Genomic DNA, 24,261 nt, shown 5'->3' with positions numbered 1-24,261 from the left:
TCCGCTGCGGCCACGGCGCTGCTACTCGGGGTCGATGTTCGGGGAGCCGACCCGGATGGAGGCGGTGCCGTCGGGTTGGATGCTGATCGTGCCGTCGATCTGGAACGGCACGTCCTCGGACACCTTGCGCACCGAGCCGTCGAAGACCGACTTGATCGAGACGTCGATGTGCGCGACGGCATCCGTCGGGGGGATCTTCCAGTTCGCGCCGTCGGGAACCACGGTCACCACGGGCTGCTGGGTGATGGACCACTTGGGCAGCGAGCCGTCCGCGAGGCGGTTGGAGACCTCGAGCCCGAACGGGCAGGCGGTCGGCAGCAGCACCTGCTGGGTGGCGCAGGCGGTGAGGAACTCCCCGACGCGCTGCTGCACGAGCTCGGTGAACTTGGCGGTCGGCTGCGCCTGCACGTCGACCGGCGTGTGCGCGAGCGCCTTGTCCGCGAGCACGCGCACTCCGGGCGTCGCGGCGATCGGCGTGTCGACGGTCACCGAGTACGCCCCGGGAGTGAAGACCAGCAGATGCAGCGGGTCGAGCGGCGAAGCGCCCGCGCCCTTGTCCGACACCTGACGGCGGTCCAGCTCGAAGCCGTTCACCTTGAAGACGTCCGCGCCGCGCACGGTGAGCTCGACCTCGGCGATCGGGCTGCGCTCGAACCGCCAGTTCGGCACCACGCCCACCCAGCCGTCCTGCACCACCCGGTAGGTGGAGGTGCCGCGCACGCCGCCCGCGCGGTACGCGGTCGAGACGCGGTAGACGCCGCCCTTCTGCGTCTCTGACGTGACCGTGTAGTCGGTCAGCTGCGCGAGGGCGGCGGTGCGCAGCAGTGCCTCGGATGCTGTGGCATGGATGTCGGTGTCCTTCTTGATGGACAGGTCCACCGAGACGCCCGGCACCTGAAGCGCGTCGGCCGCACGGCCGGAGGCGAGCAGGTCCAGATAGCGCTGCACGAACGCGGACGGGCTGTACACCTGCTGGTACAGCGACATGCCCCCGGCGCCGAGCGCAGCGATGAGCAGCACCCCCACGACCCCGAGGATCGTCAGGTCGGTGCGGAGCGCAGAACGTCGCCGTGACACCCCCCGACCCTGCATCATGCCGACAAGTCTAGGGAGCGGGGGCTGGGACGGAGCCGAGCGGCGACACAGAGGACTTAACATGGGGTGCGTGTCCGTGACCCTCTCCGATGAACAGCAGGCGCTGTTCCGTCTGATCGAGGACACCGACGAGCACGTGTTCATCACGGGCCGGGCCGGCACGGGCAAATCGACCCTGCTGCAGCACTTCGCCTGGAACACCCAGAAGCAGATCGCGATCTGCGCGCCGACGGGCGTGGCCGCCCTGAACGTCGAGGGTCAGACGATCCACTCGCTGTTCCGCCTGCCGATCGGGTTGATCGCCGAGAGCGAGATCGAGCAGTCGGATGCCACCCGCCGCATCCTCAACGCCATCCAGACGCTCGTGATCGATGAGATCTCGATGGTGAACGCCGACCTGATGGACGCGATCGACCGATCTCTGCGGCAGGCGCGTGGCAAGCGCGGCATCCCGTTCGGCGGCGTGCAGGTGGTCATGTTCGGAGACCCCTACCAGCTGGCGCCCGTGCCGCCGCGGGGCGACGAGCTGCGCTACATCCAGGACCACTACCGGTCGTTCTGGTTCTTCGACGCGAAGGTCTGGACCGGCGGGCTCGCCGGAGACGGCGGCGGGATGCTGGACATCGGCGAGCACGGCGCGAAGCTGCACGTGCACGAGCTGGTGCAGATCCACCGGCAGTCCGACGACGGATTCAAGTCGATGCTGAACGCCGTGCGGTACGGCCGGGTGACCAAGGACATCGCTGACGTGCTGAACGAGCGCGGGGCGCGCACGCCTCCCGACCCCGAGCCGGGGGAGCCGCCGATCATCACTCTCGCGACCCGCAACGACATCGTCAACAGCATCAACAGCCGCCATCTCGCCGCTCTCGCCGGCCGGGAGCAGACCGCGCACGCCGAGGTCAGCGGCGATTTCGGTCGTGGGGAGGGCAACTACCCGGCGGATGCCGAGCTGAAGCTCAAGGTCGGCGCGCAGGTGATGTTCCTGCGCAACGACGTGGGCATGCAGGGCGAGCCGCCGCGCTGGGTGAACGGCTCGATCGGCACGGTCACCCGCATCCTCGGCGGCACCGTGCGGGTGGACATCGACGGCGACGAGTTCGACGTCGAGCCCGCCGTCTGGGAGAGGCTGCGGTACGCCTACAACCCGGGCACCAAGACGCTCTCCCGCGAGGTGGTCGCCGAGTTCACGCAGTTCCCGCTGCGACTGGCCTGGGCGGTGACGATCCACAAGTCGCAGGGCAAGACCTACGACCGGGCGATCGTCGACCTGGGATCGGGGGCGTTCGCGCCCGGCCAGACCTATGTGGCTCTGTCGCGGCTCACCTCGCTCGACGGCCTGTACCTGTCCCGGCCGCTGCGTCCGCGCGACATCCAGGTGGACGAGGACGTGCGCCGCTTCATGCGGGAGGCGTGGGAGGCCAGGCAGACCGAGCAGGTCGCGAAGGCCTGAGCGGCGTGCTCCCAGCATCCGCACTCTAGACTCGGAGGGTCCAACCCCGGGAGAGTCGATACATGCATCTTCGTTCGTCGCGCCGCCTGCGTGCCGCCGTCGTCGGCGCCGTCGCCCTCGCTCTCGCTCTCACCGGGTGCACGGGATCCTCGCAGCCCGAGCTCACCTACACGCCGCCGAAGCAGGCTGCGGGCTCGCTCCCCGACGACATGACCGCGCAGCTGCAGACCGCAGTGCAGCAGGCCATGACGGCCACCGGCTCATCCGGGGCGATCGTGGGCGTGTGGGTGCCGTGGAGCGGGCAGTGGGTGACGGGTCTCGGCACCCAGGCAGCCGGCAACAAGACCAAGGTCACCAAGGACATGTCGTTCCGCATCGCCGCGGTGACCCGCATGATGACCTGCGACGTGCTGTACGGCATGGCGGATGCCGGTGACATCAAGCTCGACGCCAAGGTGCCGAAGTACGTCTCCGGCGTCGCGGACCTGGGCGACATCACCCTGCTCGACCTGTGCAACGGCACCAGCGGCGTCGGCTCCTCGGCGGAGACGGCGAAGCCGTACTGGCTGAACACCCCTGATCGCCAGTGGGCGCCGCTGCAGCTGGCGAGCTTCGGCCTCGGCCAGCAGCGCGGTCCGGCGCACACGGCGTACCGCGACTCCGACGCGAACTACCTCATGCTCGGACTCGCCCTCGAGCGCGAGTCGGGCCTGACCGCCTCGCAGCTCATCAAGAAGTACGTGACGACCCCGCTGGGCCTCGAGTCGACGTCGCTGCCGTCTCCGGCGTCGGCGGAGCCCGAGCCGGCACCGGCGCTGAAGGGCGCGTACCTGCCGCCCGCGGAGGGTGGCGGGTACAACTGCGCCGCGCCGGTCGACATCACCAAGAGCTCGTCGAGCATCGGCTTCACCGATTCCGGCGCGGTCTCCACGATCGAGGACCTGGGCCGCTACGCGCAGGCCGAGGCGCGCCAGGCGCTGCGCGACAAGGATGCCAAGCCCGGCCGGTTCGAGAAGCCGCTGCCGGCCGCAGCGGACGCGCCGGCCTGGTTCCAGGCCACCGGCGGCGCGTACCTCGTGGGCTCGATGGTCGGTCAGCACGGCTGGGTCCCCGGTTACGCGACCGCCGCGTACTCCGACCCTGCGACCGGCTTCACCGTGGCTGTCACCCTGAACGATTCCAGCGCCGGCGGAGCCTTCGCCGCCTACCTGGCGTGGGAGCTCGCCGCGATCGCCTCGAAGGCGCCCGCCGCCAAGGGCGAGACCGCCCCGGACTTCGGCCTGCCGTTCACCGCCGAGCAGTATGCGAAGGCCATCACCGACGGCGCGATCTGCAAGGCCGGCTGACCCCTCGGCCACGAGCCACCACGGAATCCCCGAGCCACCATCCGGATCACCACGATTCGGGTGGTGGCTCGGCGCTTGACGCCCTCGCTGGGGGCGTGAAGGGTTGTGCTGGCGCACCGGTCCGCAGCCCTCGCTAGGGGCGTGAAAAGATGGAGGGGTGCGCCCCTCACGTAGAGTCCCGCTGCTGCGCGGGTTCGTCGGCGCCACGCTCGCGACGTTCGTCGCACTGGCCTCGCACGTCTGGGTCGGCGGCGACATGCCCGGGATGCTGGGCATCGCCGTGCCGTGGCTGCTGTCGCTGACGGCGTGCACGCTGCTGGCCGGGCATCGGCTGTCGCTGCTGAGGCTGAGCGCATCGGTGATCGTGTCCCAGCTGCTCTTCCACGTGCTCTTCGTGCTGGGCAGCATCACGCCGCGGGGCGGCCTCAGCCCCCACGTGCACGGCGTGGTGCCGCTGTCGTTCACGGGCGGCGCTCCGGTGCTGCTGCCGCAGGATGCGGCGATGTGGCTCGCGCACGCTGCTGCGGCCGCTCTGACGATCGCGGTGCTGCACAGGGGCGAGCTGATCGTCCGTGCACTGCTGACGGTCGCACGCACCGTGGGGACCTGGCTCGCCCGCGCCGTGCCGGCGGTCGACGCGGTGCGCACCGTGACGCCGGTTCGGCGTCGATGGGCCGTGCTCACCGCTCCGCGCGTGCGCGAGGTGCATCTGGGCGCTCTGCGCCGACGGGGGCCTCCGCGTCTGGTCTGACATCCGATGCCGCCGCCTTCCGCCCTGTGCGGTTCCGGCGTGCATCCGCCGCGCTCGCGGCATCCGGCGCTCACCCGCGCCATCACAGACGCAGACGCCGCTCAGCGGCATCCGAAGAAAGGTTTCCCATGTTCCGCATCCGCACCGCACTGGTGGGGGCCGCCGTGGCCGTCGCCGCCGTCCTGGCCGTCGCCGCCCCGGCATCCGCTCACGACCAGATCGTGTCGAGCACGCCCGCCGCCGACGAGCAGCTCACCACCGCGCCCGACCAGGTCGTGCTCACGTTCTCGAACAACCTGCTGGCGCTCTCCGACAACAGCGGCACGGCGATGACCGTGGTCGACTCGGCAGGCGAGGACTGGGTGGCCGGCGCTCCGGTGGTCACCGCCGACACGGTCACGGTCCCGCTGAAGAAGGACATGCCCAACGGGGCGTACGACGTGACCTGGAAGGTCGTCTCCAGCGACGGCCACCCGACGTCCGGCGAGTACTCGTTCTCGATCGCCGCGGCCGAGGCGCCGACGCCGAGCGCTGCGCCCTCCGAGAGCGCACAGCCCATGACGCCCGCGAGCACCCAGCCGCCCGCCGAGCCCGCGGAGACGGAGTCCGCGCCGTGGCCGCTGCTGATCGGCCTGGGCGTCGTGCTGCTGATCGCCGTGATCGTCGTCATCGTGATCGCCGCCCGCCGGAAGCGCTGATTCCCGCTCGCTCCCGTATGGGAAAGTGTCGCCCGGAGGCCATCCGGGCGACACTTTCTCATACCGGAACGGGAAGCGGGTGCTGCTGATACGGTCGGGCCGGGAGGAACCGCATGGCGATCATCGACAACGGGATCTATGTGGACGGGGTCCGCACGGAGAACCCGGCCAGCCTGGACGAGACGTTCGAGCTGATGCGCTCCCGCGGCGGGATGGGCTGGATCGGGCTGTACCGACCCGACGGCGACGAGCTGGCCTCGGTCGCGAACGAGTTCGGACTGCACGAGCTGGCGGTCGAGGACGCCCTGGTCGGCCACCAGCGGCCCAAGATCGAGCGCTACGGCGAGCACCTGTTCGTCGTGCTGCGTCCGGCCCGCTACCTGGACGCCGAGGAGGAGGTGGAGTTCGGCGAGGTGCACGTCTTCGTCGGTCCCGACTTCGTGGTCACCGTGCGTCATGCCGAAGCGCCCGACCTCGGCAGGGTGCGGCATCGCCTCGAGTCCGACCCGGAGCTGCTGGCCCGCGGACCGGAGGCCGTGCTGTACGCGATCCTCGATGAGGTCGTGGACCAGTACGCACCCGTGCTCGCCGGGCTCGAGAACGACATCGACGAGATCGAGAGCCAGCTGTTCGTCGAGGACGTCGACGCGACGCAGCGCATCTACGAACTGGGTCGCGAGGTGATCGACTTCCAGCGCGCTGTCCAGCCGCTGACCTCGATGGTCGAGGCGCTGCTGCGGGGCGGCGTGAAGTACGCCGCCGATGAGGAGCTGCAGCGCTACCTGAGGGATGTGCACGACCACGCGATCCGCGTCGCCGAGCGCTCCGCGAGCTTCCGGTCGATCCTCGACAACGCCCTGACCGTGGCATCCACGATCGTCGCCCGACGGCAGAACGACGAGATGAAGCGCATGACGGAGGAGAGCATCCGTCAGGGCGACCAGATGAAGAGGATCTCCAGCTGGGCGGCGATCCTCTTCGCGCCCACCCTGATCGGCGCGATCTACGGCATGAACTTCCGCGTGATGCCCGAGCTGCACTGGACGTTCGGCTATCCGCTGGCGATCGCCGCGATGGTCGCGTTCGGAGGCGGGCTGTACCTGGTGTTCAAGCGCAAGGGGTGGCTGTGAGCACGCCGCCGCGCACTCGCGCGGACCAGCGCGGCGCCGATCTGTGGTTCCGCCTGATGGGGCTGCCGACCTTCGTCCCGCTGCGCAGATGGTTCACCGACCTGCCGCGGCGGGTCGCACCGCTGATCGCGTCGGTGACCGTCGCGCGCTTCCTGCTGCAGGACCTCGTCGACGATGCGATCGAGGTCGCGGTCGAGTTCTTCGGCACCGACGAGTGGGCGATCTTCGCGAGCGTGCTCGTGCTGATCGGCATCGCGCTGGCGATCGCCTGGACCGCCTACGCCCTCCTGCGGGGGCTGCTGCGCCGGCTGCGACCCCCGGTCGGCACGACCGTGGCGACGGCCGCCATCGTGCTGTGCCTGGCCGGGCTGATCGTCGGCGGATACCTGATGACGCCGGATGCCACGGTCGGACCGGTGCTGTCGGCGCTGGCGCTGGTGCTGGGCTGCGTGCTCTTCACAGGCATGGGCGGAGGCGCCCTGCTCACCTGGGCTTCGCGTCTGGCGGTGCGCAACGTCTCGGCGATCGGCTACATGGCGTCGATCGCGCTCCCGGTGATCCTGATGCTCGTGGTCTTCGCGTTCTTCTCGGGCGAGGTGTGGCAGATGGCATCCGCTCTCGGCTGGCGGTCGATCTGGACGGTGGCCCTCGTCGTCGGCGCCCTCGCGGTGGTGGTCGTGCTGAGCGTGTGCGCCAAGGAGCTCGACGACGACATGCACGTGCAGGGTCACGAGCACCGGCTGGCGCTCGTCGTCGGCACGCCGGCCGAGGGCTGGATGCGGGAGAGCACTCCGCATCGTCCCCTGCACCGCGCCCAGCGGATCAACCTGCTCCTCGTCATGGCGGTGGCGCAGGTGCTGCAGGCGGTCTTCTTCGCCGCACTGCTCTGGATGCTGCTGGTGGTGATCGGTGCGATCGCGATCCCGTACGGTGTGGTCGAGCTGTGGGTGGGAGCCGGGTCGGCTTCGATGCCGTTGGAGGTCGTGCGCATCGAGGTGGCGTCGGCGACGCTGCCGATCACGGTGAATCTGCTGAAGGCCGCCGCTCTGCTCTCGGTGATCGCGACGCTTCCGTTCGTGTTCTCCGCGGTGAGCGAGGCGCGCTATCGGGAGCGCTTCTTCGATCCGATCATGGCCGACATGCGCCGTGCGATCGCGGTGCGCGACGCACTGCGGGCGTGACGCCGGTACGCGGGAGAGCGTTCAGCCGCGCAGGGCCGCGGTCGCGGCGATGGTCGCCAGGGCGGTGAGGGTCACCAGCACCCACAGCATCCCGCCGAGCGCCAGCGGACGCCAGCCGGCGCGGCGCAGCGCCGGGATGTCGGTGGACAGGCCGATGCCGGCCAGAGCCATCGCGATCAGGAACACGCTCGCGTGCACGAGCGCCTGGCGCGGGGCGTCGGGGATCAGGCCCGTGGAGTTGATCAGCGCCACGACGACGAACCCGATCAGGAACCATGGGACGAGCTTCGCGATGCGCCGGCCGGTCAGCCTCTGGCCGTCCGCGCTGCGGCGCGCCTCCATGACCGACAGGCCGACGCTGATCGGGATGATCATGAGGGTGCGCACGAGCTTGACGACCACCGCATAGCCCAGTGCCGAGGTGGCGAACACTCCCGCCGCCGCGACCACCGAGCTGGTGTCGTTGACCGCGGTGCCCGCGAACAGACCGAACGTGTGCGGGTCGAGGTTCAGCGCGTGGCCGATGAGCGGGAAGATCAGCACCGCGAGGATGTTGAACAGGAAGATCGTCGAGACGGCGTAGGCGATCTCGGCGCTCGCCGCGCCGATCACCGGCGAGACGGCGGCGATCGCGGATGCCCCGCAGATGCCGGTACCCACGCCGATCAGGGTGGTCAGCCGCCGCTCGGTGCCCAGCATCCGCCCCAGCAGCCACGCGCCCACGAGACACGCGGTGAGGGTGGTGAGCATGATCGGCAGCGACTCCAGGCCGACCTTCGCGATCGAGCCGATCGACAGCTGCACGCCCAGCACGACCACGGCGAGCTGCAGCAGGAACTTGCCGGAGTAGGCGATGCCGGGCTGGATGCGGGCATCCGCCTTCTCACGCCCCGCCATGATCCGCGGCCGCAGCACCGACAGCAGCACCCCGATGACGATCGCCGGCACCGCCGAGCCGAGCACCGGCCAGATCGTGCCGATGCCCGTGGAGACGAGGGCGATGGCCGCTGTGAGGAGAACGCCGGGGAACACATCGATGCCGCGTCGGGCGAGCCGGGTGGGGAGGGTCTGCACGGGGGAGAACTGCACCATTCCACCTTCGGCCGCCGGGCTGATGCGTGGTAGACGGCACGTTCCGATAGGGGTACAGGCTGGAGTTGTAGCATGGCGGGATGCGTGACGTCCCCGATCTCGGTGCGCTCCAGCTGCTCGACGCGGCCGTGCGCACCGGCTCCATCTCGGCGGCGGCGCGGCAGTGCGGGGTGTCGCAGCAATCGGCATCCGCTCGGCTGAGGGCTGTGGAGCGGATGCTGGGTCTCGAGCTGTTCCTGCGCACGCCGCGGGGCGTCGCGCCCACCGCCGACGGCGAGGCCGTCGCCTCCTGGGCCGCCGATGTTCTCGCCGGCGTCGAGCGGTTCCGCGCCGGCGCCGAGACCCTGCGCGATGTGCGTCGCCGTGAACTCGTCGTCGCGGCCAGTCAGACGGTCGCCGCCCACATGATTCCGCGGTGGCTGGTCGCGCTGCGCGAGCGTCACGTGCGCGACGGACGGACCCCGACGGCCGTGCGGCTCCTGACGGCGAACAGCGCCGAGGTCGTGCAGCTGGTGCGCGACGGCCGAGCCGAGCTGGGCGTGATCGAGTCGCCAGTCATCCCGCCCGGGCTCGCGCACACCACGATCTGCACCGATGAACTGGCGCTGGTCGTCGCCCCTGGGCATGCCTGGGCCACGCGGCGGGTGATGCTGGAGGATGTCGCGGACGCGCCCCTGGTCGCGCGCGAATCCGGCAGCGGCACTCGTCAGGCGTGGGAGGACGAGGTGCGCTCACGTCTGTACCGGGAACCCGCCGATCCGGTCGCGGTGCTGTCGAGCTCGGCCGCCGTGCGCTCCGCGGTGGCGGAGGGGCTCGGCCCGGCGGTGCTCTCCCGGAGGGCGGTCGCCGACGACATCCGGCTCGGGAGGCTGGTAGAGGTGCCGCTGGCGGATGCTCCGCTGCTGCGCCCCATCACCGCCCTGTGGCGCGGCGGGACGCGCGACCTGACGCCGACCAGCCGTGAGCTGATCGAGGTGGCCGTTCGTCAGCCGCCCGGCCCGGAGCGCGGTTAGAATCCGGAGATGCACCAGCCCGCGCTGCTCGCCGTCTCGCACGGCACGTCGGACGCGAGGGGCGCCGCCGACGTGCGGGCGCTGGTCGACGCGGTTCGCGCGGCCGCCCCGGAGCTCGAGGTACACGAGGCCTTCGTCGACGTGCAGGAACCGGATGCCGACGGTGCGCTCGCCGCGATCGATGGGCCGGTCGTCGTCCTGCCGCTGCTGCTCTCGAGCGGCTTCCACGTCTTCCACGACCTGCACGGGATCGTGGCGGGTCGGCCGGATGCCGTGGTCGCCGACCCCCTCGGTCCCGATGCGCGTCTCGCGGAGGTGCTGGCCCGCCGTCTCCCGATGGGGGACGAGATCGTCCTCGCCGTCGCCGGTTCCCGCGACGACCGCTCCGCGACCGACGCCGACGGGATGGCGCAGCTGCTCGCCGCGCGGCTGCGGCGTCCGGTGCGGATCGGCTATCTGGCGGCGCGTGAACCCGAGCTCGGGGCGCTGCTCACGCAGCATCCGGATGCCGTGGTGTCCACCTACCTGCTCGCGCGCGGGTACTTCTTCGATCTCGCCGTGAAGCGCGCGGACGGGCGTCCGATCTCGGCTCCGCTGCTGGACGGCGCCGCGGTGCCGGCCGAGCTCGTGGAGCTGGTCCTGGACCGCTTCCGCACCGCCGCCGCACATCTCCATCACGCGCGCGGATAGCACAGATCCGCCCTCGACCCGCTCTTCTTTCATTTCGTTGCGGGAAGTGACGGCCGTCGACGCAAGATGTCGGCCGATGGTTTGCCGCCGCGATCCAGCTGTTTAGCGTGTCCTCACGTGGCGAGACCTCGCCGCATCAGGTACAGGAGCGAGATCATGACGGTCGAACAGCAGGCGCCCGTGCGCGGGGCGAGGACGCGCACCTCGCGCGCACCGTCCAAGCCGCACGGACAGTGGGCGATCGACGGCAACGAGCCCCTCAACGCCAACGAGGAGTTCAAGCTCGCCGACGGAGGCCTCAACGTCCGGGAGCGCATCGAGCAGGTCTACGCCAAGGGGGGCTTCGCCTCGATCGATCCGACCGACCTGCACGGCCGGTTCCGCTGGTGGGGGCTCTACACGCAGCGCAAGCCCGGCATCGACGGCGGGCGCACCGCACAGCTCGAGCCGCACGAGCTCGAGGACGAGTACTTCATGCTGCGTGTCCGCATCGACGGCGGGCAGCTGACCACCGAGCAGCTCCGCGTGATCGGCGGCATCTCCACGGAGTTCGCCAGGGACAGCGCCGACCTCACCGACCGCCAGAACGTGCAGCTGCACTGGGTGCAGGTCGAGGACGTGCCGGAGATCTGGCGCCGCCTCGAGGCGGTGGGTCTGAGCACCACTGAGGCCTGCGGCGATGTGCCGCGCGTCATCCTCGGCTCGCCTGTCGCCGGCATCGCCGCCGATGAGCTCATCGACCCGACGCCGCAGATCCGCGAGATCGCGGATCGCTTCATCGGCGATCCGACGCTCGCGAACCTGCCCCGCAAGTACAAGACCGCGATCACCGGGCATCCCAGCCAGGACGTCGTGCACGAGATCAACGACTGCGCGTTCGTCGCCGTCGAGCACCCCGAGTTCGGCCTCGGCTACGACATCTGGGTCGGCGGAGCGCTCGCCGCGGTGCCGCGGCTGGGGGAGCGCCTCGGCGCCTTCGTCGCCCCTGAGCGCGTGGGGGAGGTGTGGCACGGAGTCACGCAGATCTTCCGCGACTACGGCTACCGCCGGCTGCGCAACAAGGCGCGGCTGAAGTTCCTGCTCGCCGACTGGGGTGTGGAGAGGTTCCGTGAGGTGCTCGAGAACGAGTACCTCGCCTCCCCGCTGCCGGACGGTCCCGCGGCGCCCACGCCGACGACGATCGGCGACCACGTCGGAGTCCACCGGCAGAAGGACGGACGCTTCTACGTCGGCGCCGCTCCGCTGGTCGGACGGGTGTCGGGCACGACCCTCACGGCGCTGGCCGACCTCGCCGAGGTGCACGGCTCGCGCCGCATCCGGACGACCCCGCATCAGAAGCTGCTCGTGCTGGACGTCCCGGCGGACGAGGTCGACGGGCTCGTCGCCGGCCTCGACACGATCGGCCTGTCGTCGCGCCCCAGCCTTTTCCGGCGGGGGACCATCGCCTGCACGGGCATCGAGTACTGCAAGCTCGCGATCGTCGAGACCAAGGCCAACGCCGCACGCGCCATCCGGCAGCTCGAGGAGCGCCTCGGCGCGCTCGAGCCCGAGATCGGCCGCCCGATCACGCTGCACGTGAACGGATGCCCGAACTCCTGCGCTCGCATCCAGGTCGCCGACATCGGGCTGAAGGGCCAGCTGGTGACGATCGACGGCGAGCAGGTGCCCGGATACCAGGTGCACCTCGGCGGCGGTCTCGCCGGAGTGGGCCGGGACGAGGCCGGTCTCGGCCGCACGGTGCGCGGCCTGAAGGTGCCGGCAGACGGCATCGCCGACTACGCCGAGCGGGTCATCCGCCGTTACCTCGCGGATCGCGAGGAGGGCGAGAGCTTCGCGCAGTGGGCGCACCGGGCCGATGAAGAGGCGCTGCAATGAGCGTCAGCCTCGCTCCCCGCGTGCGGACCAGGCGCGGCCGCGAGCAGCTCGCCGCGATCGCCGAGCAGGGCGATGCCGAGCTCGGCAGCCTGACCGACCACGAGGCATCCGCCGCCGAGGTCGTCGCGTGGGCCGCGCGCAATTTCGGTGCGGAGGCGGCCGCCGTCGCCTGCTCGATGGCGGATGCCGCGCTGCCGCACCTCATCGCCGAGCAGCTGCCCGGCGTCGACGTGCTCTTCCTCGACACCGGCTACCACTTCACCGAGACCTACGCGACGCGCGACGAGGTCGCCAGGGCGCTCGACGTGCGCATCGTCGACGTCGCTCCCGAGCAGACCGTCGCCGAACAGGACGCCGAGTTCGGCGCGAAACTGTTCGAGCGGGATGCGGCCCTGTGCTGCGCGCGCCGCAAGGTCGCGCCGCTGCAGCAGGCTCTCGGCGGGTACGAGGTGTGGTTCACCGGGGTCCGCCGCGACGAGGCGCCCACGCGCACGAACACACCGCTGGTGACCTTCGACGAGCGCAACGGACTGGTCAAGGTGAATCCCCTCGCGGCGTGGAGCCTCGACGACGTGCTGGCCTACGCCGCCGAGCACAGGGCGCCGGTGAACCTGCTGGTCGGCTTCGGATACCCGTCGATCGGCTGCCAGCCGTGCACCAGGCCGGTCGCCCCCGGCAAAGACCCCCGTTCCGGCCGATGGGCCGGGCAGGCGAAGACAGAATGCGGGCTTCACGTATGAGCACTCCCACGATCGATTCGCTGTCCGCACTCGACGTGCTCGAGGCCGAGGCGATCCACATCATCCGCGAGGTGGTGGCCGAGTTCGAGCGCCCGGTGCTGCTGTTCTCGGGCGGCAAGGACTCGGTGCTGGTGCTGCATCTGGCAGCGAAGGCGTTCGCGCCCGGCCGGGTGCCGTTCCCCGTGCTGCACGTGGACACGGGGCACAACTTCCCCGAGGTGATCGCCTTTCGTGACGAGACGGTGCGCCGCCTCGGCGTTCGCCTCGAGGTCGCTCGGGTGCAGGACTACATCGACGACGGACGCCTCTCCGAGCGTCCGGACGGCACCCGGAACCCGCTGCAGACCCAGCCGCTGCTCGACGCGATCGCGAACTGGCGCCATGATGCGGTGTTCGGCGGCGCCCGCCGCGACGAGGACAAGGCCAGGGCCAAGGAGCGGATCATCTCGCTGCGCGACGAGTTCGGGCAGTGGGATCCCCGCAATCAGCGCCCGGAGCTGTGGAGCCTTTACAACGGCAGGCACCTGCCCGGACAGCACGTGCGGGCCTTCCCGATCTCGAACTGGACCGAGCTCGACGTGTGGAGCTACATCGAGCGCGAGCGCATCCCGCTGCCGCCGCTGTACTTCGCGCACGAGCGCGAGGTCTTCCGCCGTGACGGCATGTGGCGCGCGGTCGGCGAGGTCTCGCAGCCCCGCACCGGCGAGAAGGTCGAGCGCCGCGTGGTGCGCTACCGCACGGTCGGCGACATGAGCTGCACGGGCGCAGTGGAATCGGATGCCGCGGACGCGGCCTCCGTCGTCGCCGAGGTCGCCCGGTCGACCATCACCGAGCGCGGCGCGACCAGGGCGGACGACCGCATCAGCGAGGCCGCCATGGAGGACCGCAAGAAGGACGGGTACTTCTGATGACCATCACCGAATACGCTTCGCTCCCCACGCCCCACTCCGAGCATCGCTCCGCGCTGCCCGGAGCCTCGGGGGCGCGTGGGCCCGGTTCAGCGACCCATGAGGCCGGGCCCCTGAGCCCGTCGAAGGGCACCCTGTTCCGGTTCGCCACCGCCGGATCGGTGGACGACGGCAAGTCGACGCTGGTCGGCCGGCTGCTGCACGATGCGAAGGCGATCCTCGCGGATCAGCTCGAGCAGGTGCAGGCGGTCAGCAGGCAGCGTGGCTTCGCGCACGGCGACTTCGACTTCGCGCTGCTCACCGATGGCCTCCGCGCCGAGCGCGAGCAGGGCATCACGATCGATGTCGCATACCGCTACTTCGCGACCGATCGGCGCAGCTTCATCCTGGCCGACTGCCCCGGGCACGTGCAGTACACGCGCAACATGGTCACGGGTTCGGCGACCGCCGACGCCGTGGTGGTGCTCGTCGATGCGCGCAACGGCATCGTCGAGCAGACCCGCAGGCATCTCGCCGTGGTCTCGCTGCTGCGCGTGCCGCACGTTATCATCGCCGTGAACAAGATCGACCTGATCGGCTTCGATGAAGACGGCTTCCGCGACATCGAGCGCGAGGCGCTGGCCGTCGCCGATCAGCTGGGACTGCGCGATGCGCACGTGCTGCCGGTCTCGGCCCTCGAGGGCGACAACATCGTGGAGCGCTCCGAGCGCACGCCCTGGTACGACGGCGACACCCTGATCGGGCTGCTGGAGACGCTCCCCGGCGCGGGTGAGTCCGACGCCGCGACATCCCCTCTGCGCCTGCCGGTTCAGCTCGTGCTGCGGCCGCAGGGCGGGCTTTCGCCCGAGATCCGCGCTCCCGAGCGCTACCGCGACTTCCGCGGCTTCGCCGGGCGCATCTCGTCGGGTCAGTTGGCGGTCGGCGACCGGGTCGAGGTGTTCCCTGGCGGGCACACGACCATCGTCACCGGCATCCTCGTCGCGGGGGAGCGCGCGGAGGCGGCGGTCGCGACGCAGTCGGTCGCCGTGACGCTCGCACATCAGCTGGATGTCGCGCGCGGCGCCGTCATCGTGGCGGCCGGAACGCTGCCCGCAGGCCGACGGGAGGCCGTCGTCGAGCTGTTCCAGCTGGATGCGCGCGAGGTGATCGCCGGATCTAAGGTGCTCGCCAAGCACGGCACCGCGACCGTGCAGGCGCTCATCGTCGAGGTGCTGGACCGACGGGATCTCGAGACGCTGGCGCACGAGCCGGCAGCGGTGCTCGCCGTCAACGAGATCGGCCGGGTGCGGCTGCGATTCGCCGCCGACCTGCCGCTCGTGCCGTACACGGCCGATCGCGCCGGCGGTTCGCTCGTGCTGATCCACCCGGGCGACGGGGCGACGCTGGCCGCCGCGACCGTCGTCGACTGAACCCACCGATCCCGAGCCGTCGCAGGACACGGCAACCGAACGCTGAGGAGGCGAAACCGTGAAGACCACCCGCAGGACCACCGCTCTGACCGCCCTTGGACTGGTCGCGATGATGCTCACCGGCTGCGCCTCGGCATCCGCCGATTCCGGCGCCGCGAAGAAGGATGACCTCGCCGAGGTGCGCCTGGGCTACTTCGCCAACGTGACGCACGCGCCGGCGCTGGTCGGCGTGTCGGAGGGGCTCTTCCAGGACGCGCTCGGCGACGTGAAGCTCAGGACCGAGGTGTTCAACGCGGGTCCCGCCGCCATCGAGGCGCTCTCAGCCGGAGCGATCGATGCGACGTACATCGGACCGAACCCCGCGATCAACACGTTCATCCAGTCCGGCGGGCGGTCGGCCGCCATCGTCGCCGGTGCGACCTCGGGTGGCGCGGCGCTGGTCGTGAACGACGACATCAAGACGGTCGACGACCTCAGGGGCAGGAACATCGCGACCCCGCAGCTCGGCAACACGCAGGACGTCGCGCTGCGCAGCTGGCTCGCCGAGGAGGGCTTGAAGACCTCCACCTCGGGTGGCGGCGACGTCACCATCACGCCGACCGAGAACGCCCAGACGCTCACGCTGTTCCAGGACGGCCAGGTCGACGGGGCCTGGCTGCCCGAACCGTGGGTGTCGAGGCTCGTGATCGACGCGGGTGCGCACGTGCTCGTCGATGAGAAGGACCTCTGGAAGGGCGGGAACTTCCCGACCACCGTGCTGCTGGTACGCGAGGACTTCGCTGCGGAGCATCCGAAGATCGTCGACGAGCTCCTCGAGGGGCATGTCGCCGCGGTGCAGTGGTTCGACGACAACGCGGCCGAGGCACCGGCGGTCATCAACGGGGCCCTGAAGGAGGCCAAGGGCAAGGGTCTCTCTGAGCAGGTGCTGACGCGCGCACTGCAGAACGTCAGGTTCACGGTCGACCCGCACGCCGAGACCTTCGAGACGCTCGTGAAGAACGGCCTCGCCGCCGGTACGCAGAAGAAGGGCTCGATCGACGGGCTGTTCGATCTGCGGGCGCTGAACGCACTGCTCGAGAAGGACGGCCGTGAACCCGTCTCGGCCGCCGGACTCGGGGAGGACTGATGGGCGCGCTCACCGAACGGGCAGTGGTCGGGGCCCTGAGCCTCGAGGCTGAAGTCCTGGAACTGTCGACGGGCATCGATCGGAACGCCCTGGCGGACTCGACGACGCACGCCGGGCTGCCGCAGGCGCCCGCGGTGCGGCTCTCCCACGTCGTCAAGCGATACGGCGCCGGCCCCGTGGTGCTCGAAGATATCTCGCTGGACATCGCGCCGGGCGAATTCGTGTGCCTGCTCGGGGCATCCGGCTGCGGCAAGTCGACGCTGCTCAACCTCATCGCCGGCCTCGAACCGCTCACCTCCGGCGAGATCACCGCGCCGGAGGGTGGAGCCGCCGTGATGTTCCAGGAGTCCGCTCTGATGCCATGGCTCACCGCGCGGAGGAACGTCGAGCTGGCGCTGCGCTTGCGCGGCGTGCCACGGGGCGAGCGCCGGCCGGAGGCCGAGCGTCTGCTCGCCACCGTGAACCTGGCTGAGGCCGCCGACAAGCGGCCGCACGAGCTCTCCGGCGGGATGCGGCAGCGCGTCGCGCTCGCTCGGGCCCTCGCGCAGGACCGATCCGTGCTGCTGATGGATGAGCCCTTCGCCGCGCTCGACGCCATCACCCGCGACCTGCTGCATGAGGAGCTGGAGCGCGTCTGGCGCGCGACCGGCCGCACCATCGTGTTCGTCACGCACAACGTGCGCGAGGCAGCCCGTCTCGGCCAGCGTGTCGTGCTGCTCTCCAGCCGCCCCGGCCGGATAGCGGGCGAATGGCGCCTCCGGAACACCGTCGGCCGCCGGATCGAGTCGCCCGAGGTGGCGGCGCTCGCCGCCGAGATCACCGCCGAGCTGCGGAAGGAGATCGCCCGCAATGCCGCTTGATGTCGCCGAGGGAGCTCCGGCAGCCGACCTCGACACGCTCTCCGCCGGCCTCGACCGGCTCCAGTCCGACGCCGTCGAGCGTCGTGCACCCGTGCGCGACGCCCTGTCGAAGACGCTGCCGCCCGTCGTCCTGCTGGTCGCGCTGCTCGTCGTCTGGCAGCTCTACGTCGTGATCGCCGAACCCCGCCCCGACAAGGCGCCCAGCCCTGGGCAGGTCGCGGCCGCGCTCGGCGACGCCTGGGCATCCGGCCGGCTGCAGGAGGCCGTCGCGACCAGCCTCGAACGCGGTGTGATCGGCTTCCTCATCGCCATCGTCGTCGGCACGCCGCTGGGGCTGCTGCTGGCGGAGTGGAAGCCGCTGCGGCGTGCCGCCGGCCCCCTGATCTCAGGCCTGCAGGTGCTGCCGTCGGTGGCCTGGGTGCCCGCGGCGATCATCTGGTTCGGGTTGTCGGACGCGACCGTCTACTTCGTGATCCTGATGGGGGCGATCCCCTCGATCGTGAACGGTCTGCTCTCCGGCATCGACCAGGTGCCGCCGCAGCTGCGCCGGGTGGGCACGGTGCTCGGCGCCAGCCGCCGGCAACTGGCCACCGAGGTGGTGCTGCCCGCATCCCTGCCCGGTTACATCGCCGGCCTCAAGCAGGGCTGGGCGTTCTCCTGGCGGTCGCTGATGGCCGCCGAGATCATCGCCACCGGAGGATCGATCGGCTTCGGGCTCGGCTCGATGCTCGACCAGTCGCGTGAGCTCGCCGACCTGGCGGCCGTGCTGGGCACGATCATCCTGATCCTCGCCATCGGGATCCTGATCGAACTGGTCGTCTTCGGACCCCTCGAGCGGCGGATGCTGCGCAGCAGAGGGCTTCTGCTGGGAGGTGCCCGGTGACCGGTCGCGTCACGCTCGTCGGGGCGGGTCCAGGGGATGCCGGGCTGCTCACCCTGCGCGGCCTGCGCGCGCTGCAGGAGGCGGACGTCATCGTCGCCGACCGGCTCGGCGCCCGAGCCGTGCTGGAGCAGCTCGCCGCGGAGGGGGTCGCGCTCGGTGCCGAGGTCGTCGACGTCGGCAAGCTGCCGGGCCATCACCGCGTTCCGCAGGAGGGAATCAACGCCCTCCTCGTGCAGGAGGCGCTGGCCGGCCGCAACGTCGTGAGGCTGAAGGGCGGAGACCCGTACGTGCTCGGGCGCGGGCGCGAGGAGCAGCTGCACTGCGAGGCGGCTGGAGTGCCGGTCGTCGTCGTTCCCGGCGTGACCAGCGCAGTGTCGGTGCCGGCCGCCGCAGGCATCCCGGTGACGCATCGCGGAGTCGCCGATTCGTTCAGCGTCATCAGTGCGCACGATCAGCTCTCGCAGGTGCCCGGTGGGCCCGACCACACCGTGGTGCTGCTGATGGGGGTGAACACCCTCGGCCATTCAGCTCATGTGCTCGCCGCCGGCGAGCGCAGTGACGACTGCCCGGTGGCGATCGTCGAAGACGGCTACGGGGAGCGCCAGCGCGTCACCATCGGCACCCTCGCCACGATCGCCCACCTCGCCGCAGCACGCCAGGTGCGCTCGCCTGCCGTCGTCATCGTCGGTGACGTGGTGCGACTCGCGGCGGCAGGTTCATCGACCCAGGATGTCGGGGCCCTGACGCCCGCGAACGACTGGACCGATGCGCTGCTCACCCTCTCGACGATCTGAGTACGAAAGAACACCATGACCTCTCCTCTGAACCTGCGCGTCGCGATCGTCGGGGCGGGCCCGGCAGGCATCTACGCCGGCAATCTGCTTGCGAACGCCGTCGCCGAGCGCTCCGGGCGCGTCGAGATCGATCTGTTCGAGTCGCTCCCCGCGCCGTACGGGCTGATCCGATACGGGGTCGCTCCCGATCACCCGCGCATCAAGGGCATCGTCAACTCGCTCCACGACATGCTGGATGCGCAGCCCGAGGGCGCCGATCGCCGCACCATCCGGTTCATCGGGAACGTCGAGGTGGGGAAGGACCTGGCGCTCGACGAGCTGCGCGAGCGCTACGAGGCCGTCATCCTCGCCACCGGCGCCATCCGCGACGCCGCGCTGGATGTCCGTGGCGTGGACCTGCCCGGTTCACATGGCGCAGCGGACTTCGTGGCCTGGTTCGACGGTCATCCCGACGTCGCCCGCACCTGGCGTCTGGAGGCGACGTCCGTCGCGGTGATCGGCAACGGCAACGTCGCGCTCGACGTCGCGCGCATGCTCGCGAAGCACGCGGAGGATCTGCGCACCACGGAGGTGCCCGACAACGTGCTGGCGGGCCTGGAGGCATCCGCCGTCACCGATGTGCACGTGTTCGGCCGGCGCGGTCCCGCCGACATCAAGTTCACGCCGATCGAGTTGCGCGAGCTGGGTGAGGTGCGCGACGTCGACATCGTTCTGCACGACGAGGACTTCGACGGCGTGGACCCGGCATCCGCGTCGACCAACCAACTGAAGGTCATGCTGCGCATTCTGAGCGGGTGGCGCGAGCGTCCCGTGGGCGAGGCATCCCGGCGTCTGCATCTGCACTTCTGGCACGCGCCGGTGGAGATCCTCGGAGACGGGCGGGTGGAGGGCATCCGCTTCGAGCGCACGCGCGCCGGTGAGGACGGCACACTGGAGCGCACGGGTGACCACCGTGACTACGACGTGCAGGCGGTCTACCGCGCCGTCGGCTACTACGGCACCCGGGTCGCCGGCGCACCCTTCGACGAGGGGCGGGGCGTGGTGCCGAACGAGGCCGGGCGCGTCGACGGGGAGCCGGGGCTGTACGCGACCGGGTGGATCAAGCGCGGTCCCGTCGGCCTGATCGGGCACACGAAGTCGGACGCGCTGGAGACGGTGACGAACCTCGTGGCGGATGCCGAAGCGGGACTGCTGTCGTCGATCCGTCCGGCTGCCGACATCCTCGACCTGCTCGACGAGCGAGGCACCGAGTACACCACGTGGGACGGCTGGCTGGCGCTGGACGCCCACGAGCGGCAGCTCGGCGAGACCCACCAGCACACTCGAGAGCGCGTCAAGGTCGTCCCCCGCGAGGAGCAGGTCGCCCTGTCGCGCGATGAGGCGCTCGCGCGATGACCTACGTCATCGCGCTGCCGTGCGTGGATGTGAAGGACCGCGCCTGCATCGACGAGTGTCCCGTGGACTGCATCTACGAGGGCGAGCGGTCGTTGTACATCCACCCCGACGAGTGCGTCGACTGCGGTGCCTGCGAACCGGTGTGCCCTGTGGAGGCCATCTACTATCAGGACGACATCCCGGATGAGTGGCAGGACTACTACGCCGCGAACGTGTCGTTCTTCGACGAGATCGGCTCGCCGGGAGGTGCGGCGAGCTCGGGGCCGTTCGCCTTCGACCCTCCGCTCATCGCCGCGCTCCCTCCGCAGGCGGGCGGCCATGACTGACGAGTACGACGTGCTCATCGTCGGCGGCGGTCCCGCCGGGCTCTCCGCCGCGCTCAACCTGGGGCGCGCACTGATGCGCGTGCTGCTGGTCGACGCCGATCGTCCGCGCAATGCGGCGACGCTGGTCTCGCACGGCTTCCTCACACGAGACGGCGTACCGCCGCACGAGCTGCGCCGGATAGCCCGCGAGGAGCTCGCGAGCTATCCGAATGTCGAGGTGCGCACGCGGCAGCGGGTGTTCGGCATCGCGGAGGGCGCTGCGGGGTTCGAGGCCCTGGCGGGTCGCCGCGAGCCGGCCGAGCAGGTCACCGCCAGGATGGTGCTCCTCGCGACAGGGCTGCGTGAGCACCTGCCGGACGTTCCGAACCTGCGCGGCTTCTACGGCGTGAGCCTCTTCAGCTGCGTCGCGTGCGACGCCTGGGATCTGCGCGATCGGCGGCTGGCGCTGATCGGAGAGAGCGATGATCTCGCCTCCCGGGCGCGGCTGATCGCGCGCTGGACAGCACAGCTGACCGTGTTCACGCACGGGTCCGACGTGATCACCGCGGATGAAGAGGCGGAGCTGGTCGCGCTGGGCGTCGACGTCCAGCGCTCGCCGATCGTCGAGCTGCAGGGTGAGAAGGGCATGATCACCGGCATCCGCCTGGCGGACGGCGGCGAGCACACGGTCGATGGCGGCTTCGTGCAGCCGCAGTGGGATGCCGACCTCGGATATCTGCGGGGGATCGCTCCCGATGCCGACGAACGGGGGCACCTGATCGTCGATCGTTCCGGTCGTACGTCCCGACCGGGCGTCTATGCCGCGGGCGATATCGCCGCACCGGGACCGCAGCAGCTCATGGTCGCCGCCGGCGCGGGTGCCCGTGTCGCGGCTGTGATGGTGCACGACTCCGTCGGCATCACGACCACCCACTGACCGGCGCGGCCGGCCGCGGTCGCCATGGCTGGCGACGATGAGTGCACCTTCGCGCGGGATCGGCCTGACGACGTAGGGTCGAGGCATGACTGAGCTGCGGGTCGGGTTCCTCGGCGACGGGCACATCAACTCCGTGCTGCGGGCCGTCGTGCACGACTCGCGCCCGTACCGCGTGGTCGGGTCGTTCGGGCGGCACTCCGCGCTGCCGGATGCCGCGGACGTCGACGTCATCGTCGAGGCGGCGACCCAGCAGGCCGTGCGCGAACGCGTGCCCGGACTGCTGGATGCCGGGATCGACGTGATCCTGCTGTCGGTCGGCGCGCTGGCGGATGCTGCGCTTCGCGAGCGACTCCTCGGCTCGGCGACGGGCCGGCTGATCGTCTGCACGGGCGCGATCGGAGGGCTCGATCAGGTGCGCGCCCTGCGCGCCGCGGGAGCGTTGAGCGAGGTGTCCATCGAGAGCCGCAAGCTGCCGGCATCCCTGATCCAGCCGTGGATGCCCGAGGCGCTGAAGGCCGATCTGCGCAGCCGCACCACCGAGCTCGTCCTGGCGGACGGGCCCGCCGGTGACGTGGCGCAGCGCTTTCCGGCATCCGCCAACGTCGCCGCCTCACTCGCGCTCGCTGCGGATGCCTGGGACTTCGCGACCGCGCGGATCGTGGCCGATCCGGATGCCGCGCAGACCCGCCATGAGATCCGCGCGGTGGGCGCGCTCGGTGAGGTGCGGGCCGTGGTCACGAACACGCCGTCAGCGGACCGGCCGCGCTCCAGCGCCGTGGTGGCCTGGGCGGCTCTGCGCTCCCTGGACGACTACGCGCGCCTGCGCGGGTTCGAGAGCCCGGGCGGGTCGGCATTCCTCTGAGACCATGAGCGCCCGATACCACTTCGTCAGCATGTTCCGAGTCGTCGGCGATCCGGAGCGGGTCTGGCAGGTGCTCAGCGATGTCGAGGACTGGGGCCTCTGGTGGGGATGCCTCGAGCGCTCCGAGGCGGTGTCCGCGGCGCCGGAACACCGAGGATCGCCCGCCGTGGGATCCGAATACCGGCACACGCTGCGCTCACCGCTCGGCTACCGCCTGCGGTACGTGATACGCATCGCCGGGATCGAACCGCAGCGATCGGTGGATGCCGAGGCATCGGGCGATCTGGTCGGCCGCGGCAGGGCGGTCGCCGAGGTGGCGGGGGACGAGGCGACCATCCGCTTCCTGTGGCTCGTCGAGCTGTCGAAGCCGTGGATGCGATGGCTCTCGCCCATCGTCCGCCCGGCGTTCACCTGGGCTCATCGCCGGCTGATGGCCGACTTCGGGGCGGGGTTCACCGCGGCATCCGGGGCACGGCTCGTCTCGACCGAGCACGTCGCGCTGCGCCCAGGGGACGCGTCGTTCTGGGTGATGCCGGAGTAGCGTCGCAGCCGCTCAGTACTCGCCCTTGATCACGAAGTACGAGCCGCGGATGGTCCCGGCGAGCTTGGACTTCTGCCGCGCGAACTTGAATGCGCCCAGTTCGTCGGGCACCTCCATGCCGTCCGACAGCTTGAAGCCCACGGCGCGCTTGCCGCCTTCGGCCAGCTCGTAGAGCACGTTGATCGCCAGGCCCGATTCGTAGAAGACGTACGCCCAGCGGATGCCGGGAACCGGCGGCTCGGCGACCTCGAGCGCGGGGGAGGAGATGACGATGCCGCGCTCGTCGGCGAGCACCTTCGTCACCCACGTCAGGGTGTCGGTGCCCTCTGCCGGCTCGGTCGTGAAGTCGATCTCGTACTTGTTGCGGAAGTAGCGCGCCTCGTTCGCGCGGAGACCGGCGAGTGCGTCCGCGACAGGAGAGGACTCCAGCCCGGCGGTGGACACGGTGGTGAAATCGACGACGTACGACATGGGCCAACGCTATACCGGCGGCGCGGTCGCCGCGCCAGAACTAGGATCGATCCGTGATCCAGGTGCAGCCGCTCTTCGCCTTCGCGGTGGTGGCGGCCCTGCTGACGATCGTCCCCGGCATCGACACCTCGCTCGTGCTGCGCGGCGCCCTGACCCGCGGCCACCGCTACGGGTTCGCCACTGCGATCGGCATCTGCTGCGGTGCGCTGGTCTGGGGCGTGGCGGCGGCGATCGGGGCATCCGCCCTGCTCGCGGCATCCGAGCTCGCCTACCGCGTGCTCACGCTCGCCGGCGCCGGGTACATGCTCTGGCTGGGCGGCTCGCTGATATGCAAGTCGTTCCGGCGGGGAGCGGATGCCGCCGCGCACGACCTCCCCGCGATGCGCACCACGGACTCGCTCGGCCGGGCCTGGCTGGTTGGCTTCGGCACCAACCTGCTCAACCCCAAGGTGGGCGTCTTCTACCTGGCGACGATCCCGCAGTTCATCCCCGCAGGCACGTCGCCCGCCCTGATGGGCGTTGCGCTGGCCGCCGTGCACGCGCTGTTGTCGATCATCTGGTTCGCCGTGATCATCCTCGCGACGGCCGTCGTCTCGCGTTGGGTGGGTAGGCAGCGCGCGGTACGCATCATCGACCGGATCACCGGCACGGTGCTCATCGGATTCGGCGTGAAGCTGGCGGCGTTCCCGCACTGAGGGAAGAACGC

General features: G+C 70.6%; 25 protein-coding genes. 22 read left to right on the top strand and 3 right to left on the bottom strand.

All coding sequences use genetic code 11. From position 1 onward, the window contains the following. Positions 1 to 21 precede the first annotated feature (21 nt). Entirely contained in the window at positions 22 to 1,095 is a 1,074-nt protein-coding gene (locus ACTJJ4_RS13990) for a hypothetical protein (RefSeq protein ID WP_292697173.1), read from the bottom strand. A gap of 70 nt (positions 1,096 to 1,165) precedes the next feature. On the opposite strand from ACTJJ4_RS13990, the gene ACTJJ4_RS13985 reads away from it, so the two are divergent. The 6 genes from ACTJJ4_RS13985 (at position 1,166) to ACTJJ4_RS13960 (ending at position 7,654) form a co-directional block, all read left to right on the top strand. Continuing rightward, complete coding sequence (locus tag ACTJJ4_RS13985; protein ID WP_440943899.1) at positions 1,166 to 2,548, top strand: ATP-dependent DNA helicase; 1,383 nt, start codon at positions 1,166 to 1,168, stop codon at positions 2,546 to 2,548. Between the two features lie 62 nt (positions 2,549 to 2,610). Beyond that, positions 2,611 to 3,894, top strand: coding sequence for a serine hydrolase domain-containing protein (locus tag ACTJJ4_RS13980; protein ID WP_440943898.1), 1,284 nt, complete (start codon positions 2,611 to 2,613; stop codon positions 3,892 to 3,894). Between the two features lie 157 nt (positions 3,895 to 4,051). Continuing rightward, positions 4,052 to 4,645 (top strand): hypothetical protein, encoded by a 594-nt coding sequence (locus ACTJJ4_RS13975; RefSeq protein ID WP_440943897.1) that lies wholly within the window; start codon positions 4,052 to 4,054, stop codon positions 4,643 to 4,645. A 128-nt stretch (positions 4,646 to 4,773) separates the two neighbouring features. Next, on the top strand, positions 4,774 to 5,343 hold the full coding sequence (locus tag ACTJJ4_RS13970; protein WP_440943896.1) for a copper resistance CopC family protein: 570 nt from the start codon (positions 4,774 to 4,776) through the stop codon (positions 5,341 to 5,343). Positions 5,344 to 5,456: 113 nt separating this feature from the next. Beyond that, complete coding sequence (corA, locus tag ACTJJ4_RS13965) at positions 5,457 to 6,473, top strand: magnesium/cobalt transporter CorA (RefSeq protein WP_440943895.1); 1,017 nt, start codon at positions 5,457 to 5,459, stop codon at positions 6,471 to 6,473. Next, a complete protein-coding gene (locus ACTJJ4_RS13960) occupies positions 6,470 to 7,654 on the top strand; it encodes a hypothetical protein (protein WP_440943894.1) in 1,185 nt (394 codons plus the stop codon). Before corA ends, ACTJJ4_RS13960 begins: the two co-directional genes overlap by 4 nt. 21 nt (positions 7,655 to 7,675) lie before the next feature. Here the strand turns inward: ACTJJ4_RS13960 and ACTJJ4_RS13955 are convergent, their stop codons facing one another. After that, positions 7,676 to 8,743, bottom strand: coding sequence for a YeiH family protein (locus tag ACTJJ4_RS13955; protein WP_440943893.1), 1,068 nt, complete (start codon positions 8,741 to 8,743; stop codon positions 7,676 to 7,678). 83 nt (positions 8,744 to 8,826) lie between these two features. Here ACTJJ4_RS13955 and ACTJJ4_RS13950 point away from each other — a divergent pair, with 83 nt between their 5' ends. From ACTJJ4_RS13950 to ACTJJ4_RS13880, 15 genes are all read left to right on the top strand, one after another. Then, complete coding sequence (locus tag ACTJJ4_RS13950) at positions 8,827 to 9,759, top strand: LysR family transcriptional regulator (RefSeq protein WP_440943892.1); 933 nt, start codon at positions 8,827 to 8,829, stop codon at positions 9,757 to 9,759. A gap of 9 nt (positions 9,760 to 9,768) precedes the next feature. Continuing rightward, positions 9,769 to 10,449, top strand: coding sequence for a sirohydrochlorin chelatase (locus ACTJJ4_RS13945; protein ID WP_440943891.1), 681 nt, complete (start codon positions 9,769 to 9,771; stop codon positions 10,447 to 10,449). 156 nt (positions 10,450 to 10,605) lie between these two features. Continuing rightward, complete coding sequence (locus tag ACTJJ4_RS13940; RefSeq protein WP_440943890.1) at positions 10,606 to 12,324, top strand: nitrite/sulfite reductase; 1,719 nt, start codon at positions 10,606 to 10,608, stop codon at positions 12,322 to 12,324. Continuing rightward, entirely contained in the window at positions 12,321 to 13,064 is a 744-nt protein-coding gene (locus tag ACTJJ4_RS13935; protein WP_440943889.1) for a phosphoadenylyl-sulfate reductase, read from the top strand. The genes ACTJJ4_RS13940 and ACTJJ4_RS13935 overlap by 4 nt, the downstream gene beginning before the upstream one ends. Then, positions 13,061 to 13,972 (top strand): sulfate adenylyltransferase subunit CysD, encoded by a 912-nt coding sequence (cysD, locus tag ACTJJ4_RS13930; protein WP_440943888.1) that lies wholly within the window; start codon positions 13,061 to 13,063, stop codon positions 13,970 to 13,972. The genes ACTJJ4_RS13935 and cysD overlap by 4 nt, the downstream gene beginning before the upstream one ends. Then, entirely contained in the window at positions 13,972 to 15,381 is a 1,410-nt protein-coding gene (locus tag ACTJJ4_RS13925) for a sulfate adenylyltransferase subunit 1 (protein ID WP_440943887.1), read from the top strand. The genes cysD and ACTJJ4_RS13925 overlap by 1 nt, the downstream gene beginning before the upstream one ends. Before the next feature lie 58 nt (positions 15,382 to 15,439). Beyond that, positions 15,440 to 16,507 (top strand): ABC transporter substrate-binding protein, encoded by a 1,068-nt coding sequence (locus tag ACTJJ4_RS13920; protein WP_440943886.1) that lies wholly within the window; start codon positions 15,440 to 15,442, stop codon positions 16,505 to 16,507. Then, on the top strand, positions 16,507 to 17,367 hold the full coding sequence (locus tag ACTJJ4_RS13915; protein ID WP_440943885.1) for an ABC transporter ATP-binding protein: 861 nt from the start codon (positions 16,507 to 16,509) through the stop codon (positions 17,365 to 17,367). The genes ACTJJ4_RS13920 and ACTJJ4_RS13915 overlap by 1 nt, the downstream gene beginning before the upstream one ends. Continuing rightward, positions 17,357 to 18,250 carry an ABC transporter permease gene (locus tag ACTJJ4_RS13910; protein ID WP_440943884.1) on the top strand — a complete coding sequence of 298 codons (894 nt, stop codon included), beginning with the start codon at positions 17,357 to 17,359 and terminating at the stop codon, positions 18,248 to 18,250. Before ACTJJ4_RS13915 ends, ACTJJ4_RS13910 begins: the two co-directional genes overlap by 11 nt. Continuing rightward, positions 18,247 to 19,044, top strand: coding sequence for a uroporphyrinogen-III C-methyltransferase (cobA, locus tag ACTJJ4_RS13905; RefSeq protein ID WP_440943883.1), 798 nt, complete (start codon positions 18,247 to 18,249; stop codon positions 19,042 to 19,044). Before ACTJJ4_RS13910 ends, cobA begins: the two co-directional genes overlap by 4 nt. Positions 19,045 to 19,059: 15 nt before the next feature. After that, on the top strand, positions 19,060 to 20,439 hold the full coding sequence (locus ACTJJ4_RS13900) for an FAD-dependent oxidoreductase (protein WP_440943882.1): 1,380 nt from the start codon (positions 19,060 to 19,062) through the stop codon (positions 20,437 to 20,439). Continuing rightward, a complete protein-coding gene (gene fdxA / locus ACTJJ4_RS13895; protein ID WP_440943881.1) occupies positions 20,436 to 20,765 on the top strand; it encodes a ferredoxin in 330 nt (109 codons plus the stop codon). Before ACTJJ4_RS13900 ends, fdxA begins: the two co-directional genes overlap by 4 nt. Next, positions 20,758 to 21,681, top strand: coding sequence for an NAD(P)/FAD-dependent oxidoreductase (locus ACTJJ4_RS13890; RefSeq protein WP_440943880.1), 924 nt, complete (start codon positions 20,758 to 20,760; stop codon positions 21,679 to 21,681). Before fdxA ends, ACTJJ4_RS13890 begins: the two co-directional genes overlap by 8 nt. Before the next feature lie 85 nt (positions 21,682 to 21,766). Continuing rightward, positions 21,767 to 22,543 carry an aspartate dehydrogenase domain-containing protein gene (locus ACTJJ4_RS13885; RefSeq protein WP_440943879.1) on the top strand — a complete coding sequence of 259 codons (777 nt, stop codon included), beginning with the start codon at positions 21,767 to 21,769 and terminating at the stop codon, positions 22,541 to 22,543. A 4-nt stretch (positions 22,544 to 22,547) separates the two neighbouring features. Then, positions 22,548 to 23,084 (top strand): hypothetical protein, encoded by a 537-nt coding sequence (locus tag ACTJJ4_RS13880; protein WP_440943878.1) that lies wholly within the window; start codon positions 22,548 to 22,550, stop codon positions 23,082 to 23,084. A gap of 12 nt (positions 23,085 to 23,096) precedes the next feature. On the opposite strand, the gene ACTJJ4_RS13875 is transcribed toward ACTJJ4_RS13880, so the two are convergent. Then, positions 23,097 to 23,555, bottom strand: a complete 459-nt coding sequence (locus tag ACTJJ4_RS13875) for a phage tail protein (RefSeq protein ID WP_440943877.1) — start codon at positions 23,553 to 23,555, stop codon at positions 23,097 to 23,099. 53 nt (positions 23,556 to 23,608) lie between these two features. Here ACTJJ4_RS13875 and ACTJJ4_RS13870 point away from each other — a divergent pair, with 53 nt between their 5' ends. Continuing rightward, positions 23,609 to 24,250, top strand: coding sequence for a LysE family translocator (locus ACTJJ4_RS13870; protein WP_440943876.1), 642 nt, complete (start codon positions 23,609 to 23,611; stop codon positions 24,248 to 24,250). Positions 24,251 to 24,261 lie beyond the last annotated feature (11 nt).

The sequence above is a fragment of the Microbacterium sp. 22195 genome (assembly GCF_052056515.1).
Lineage (GTDB): Bacteria > Actinomycetota > Actinomycetes > Actinomycetales > Microbacteriaceae > Microbacterium.
Note: the sequence above shows the minus strand (reverse complement) of the source record. Positions and strands in the feature narration are given on the sequence as shown.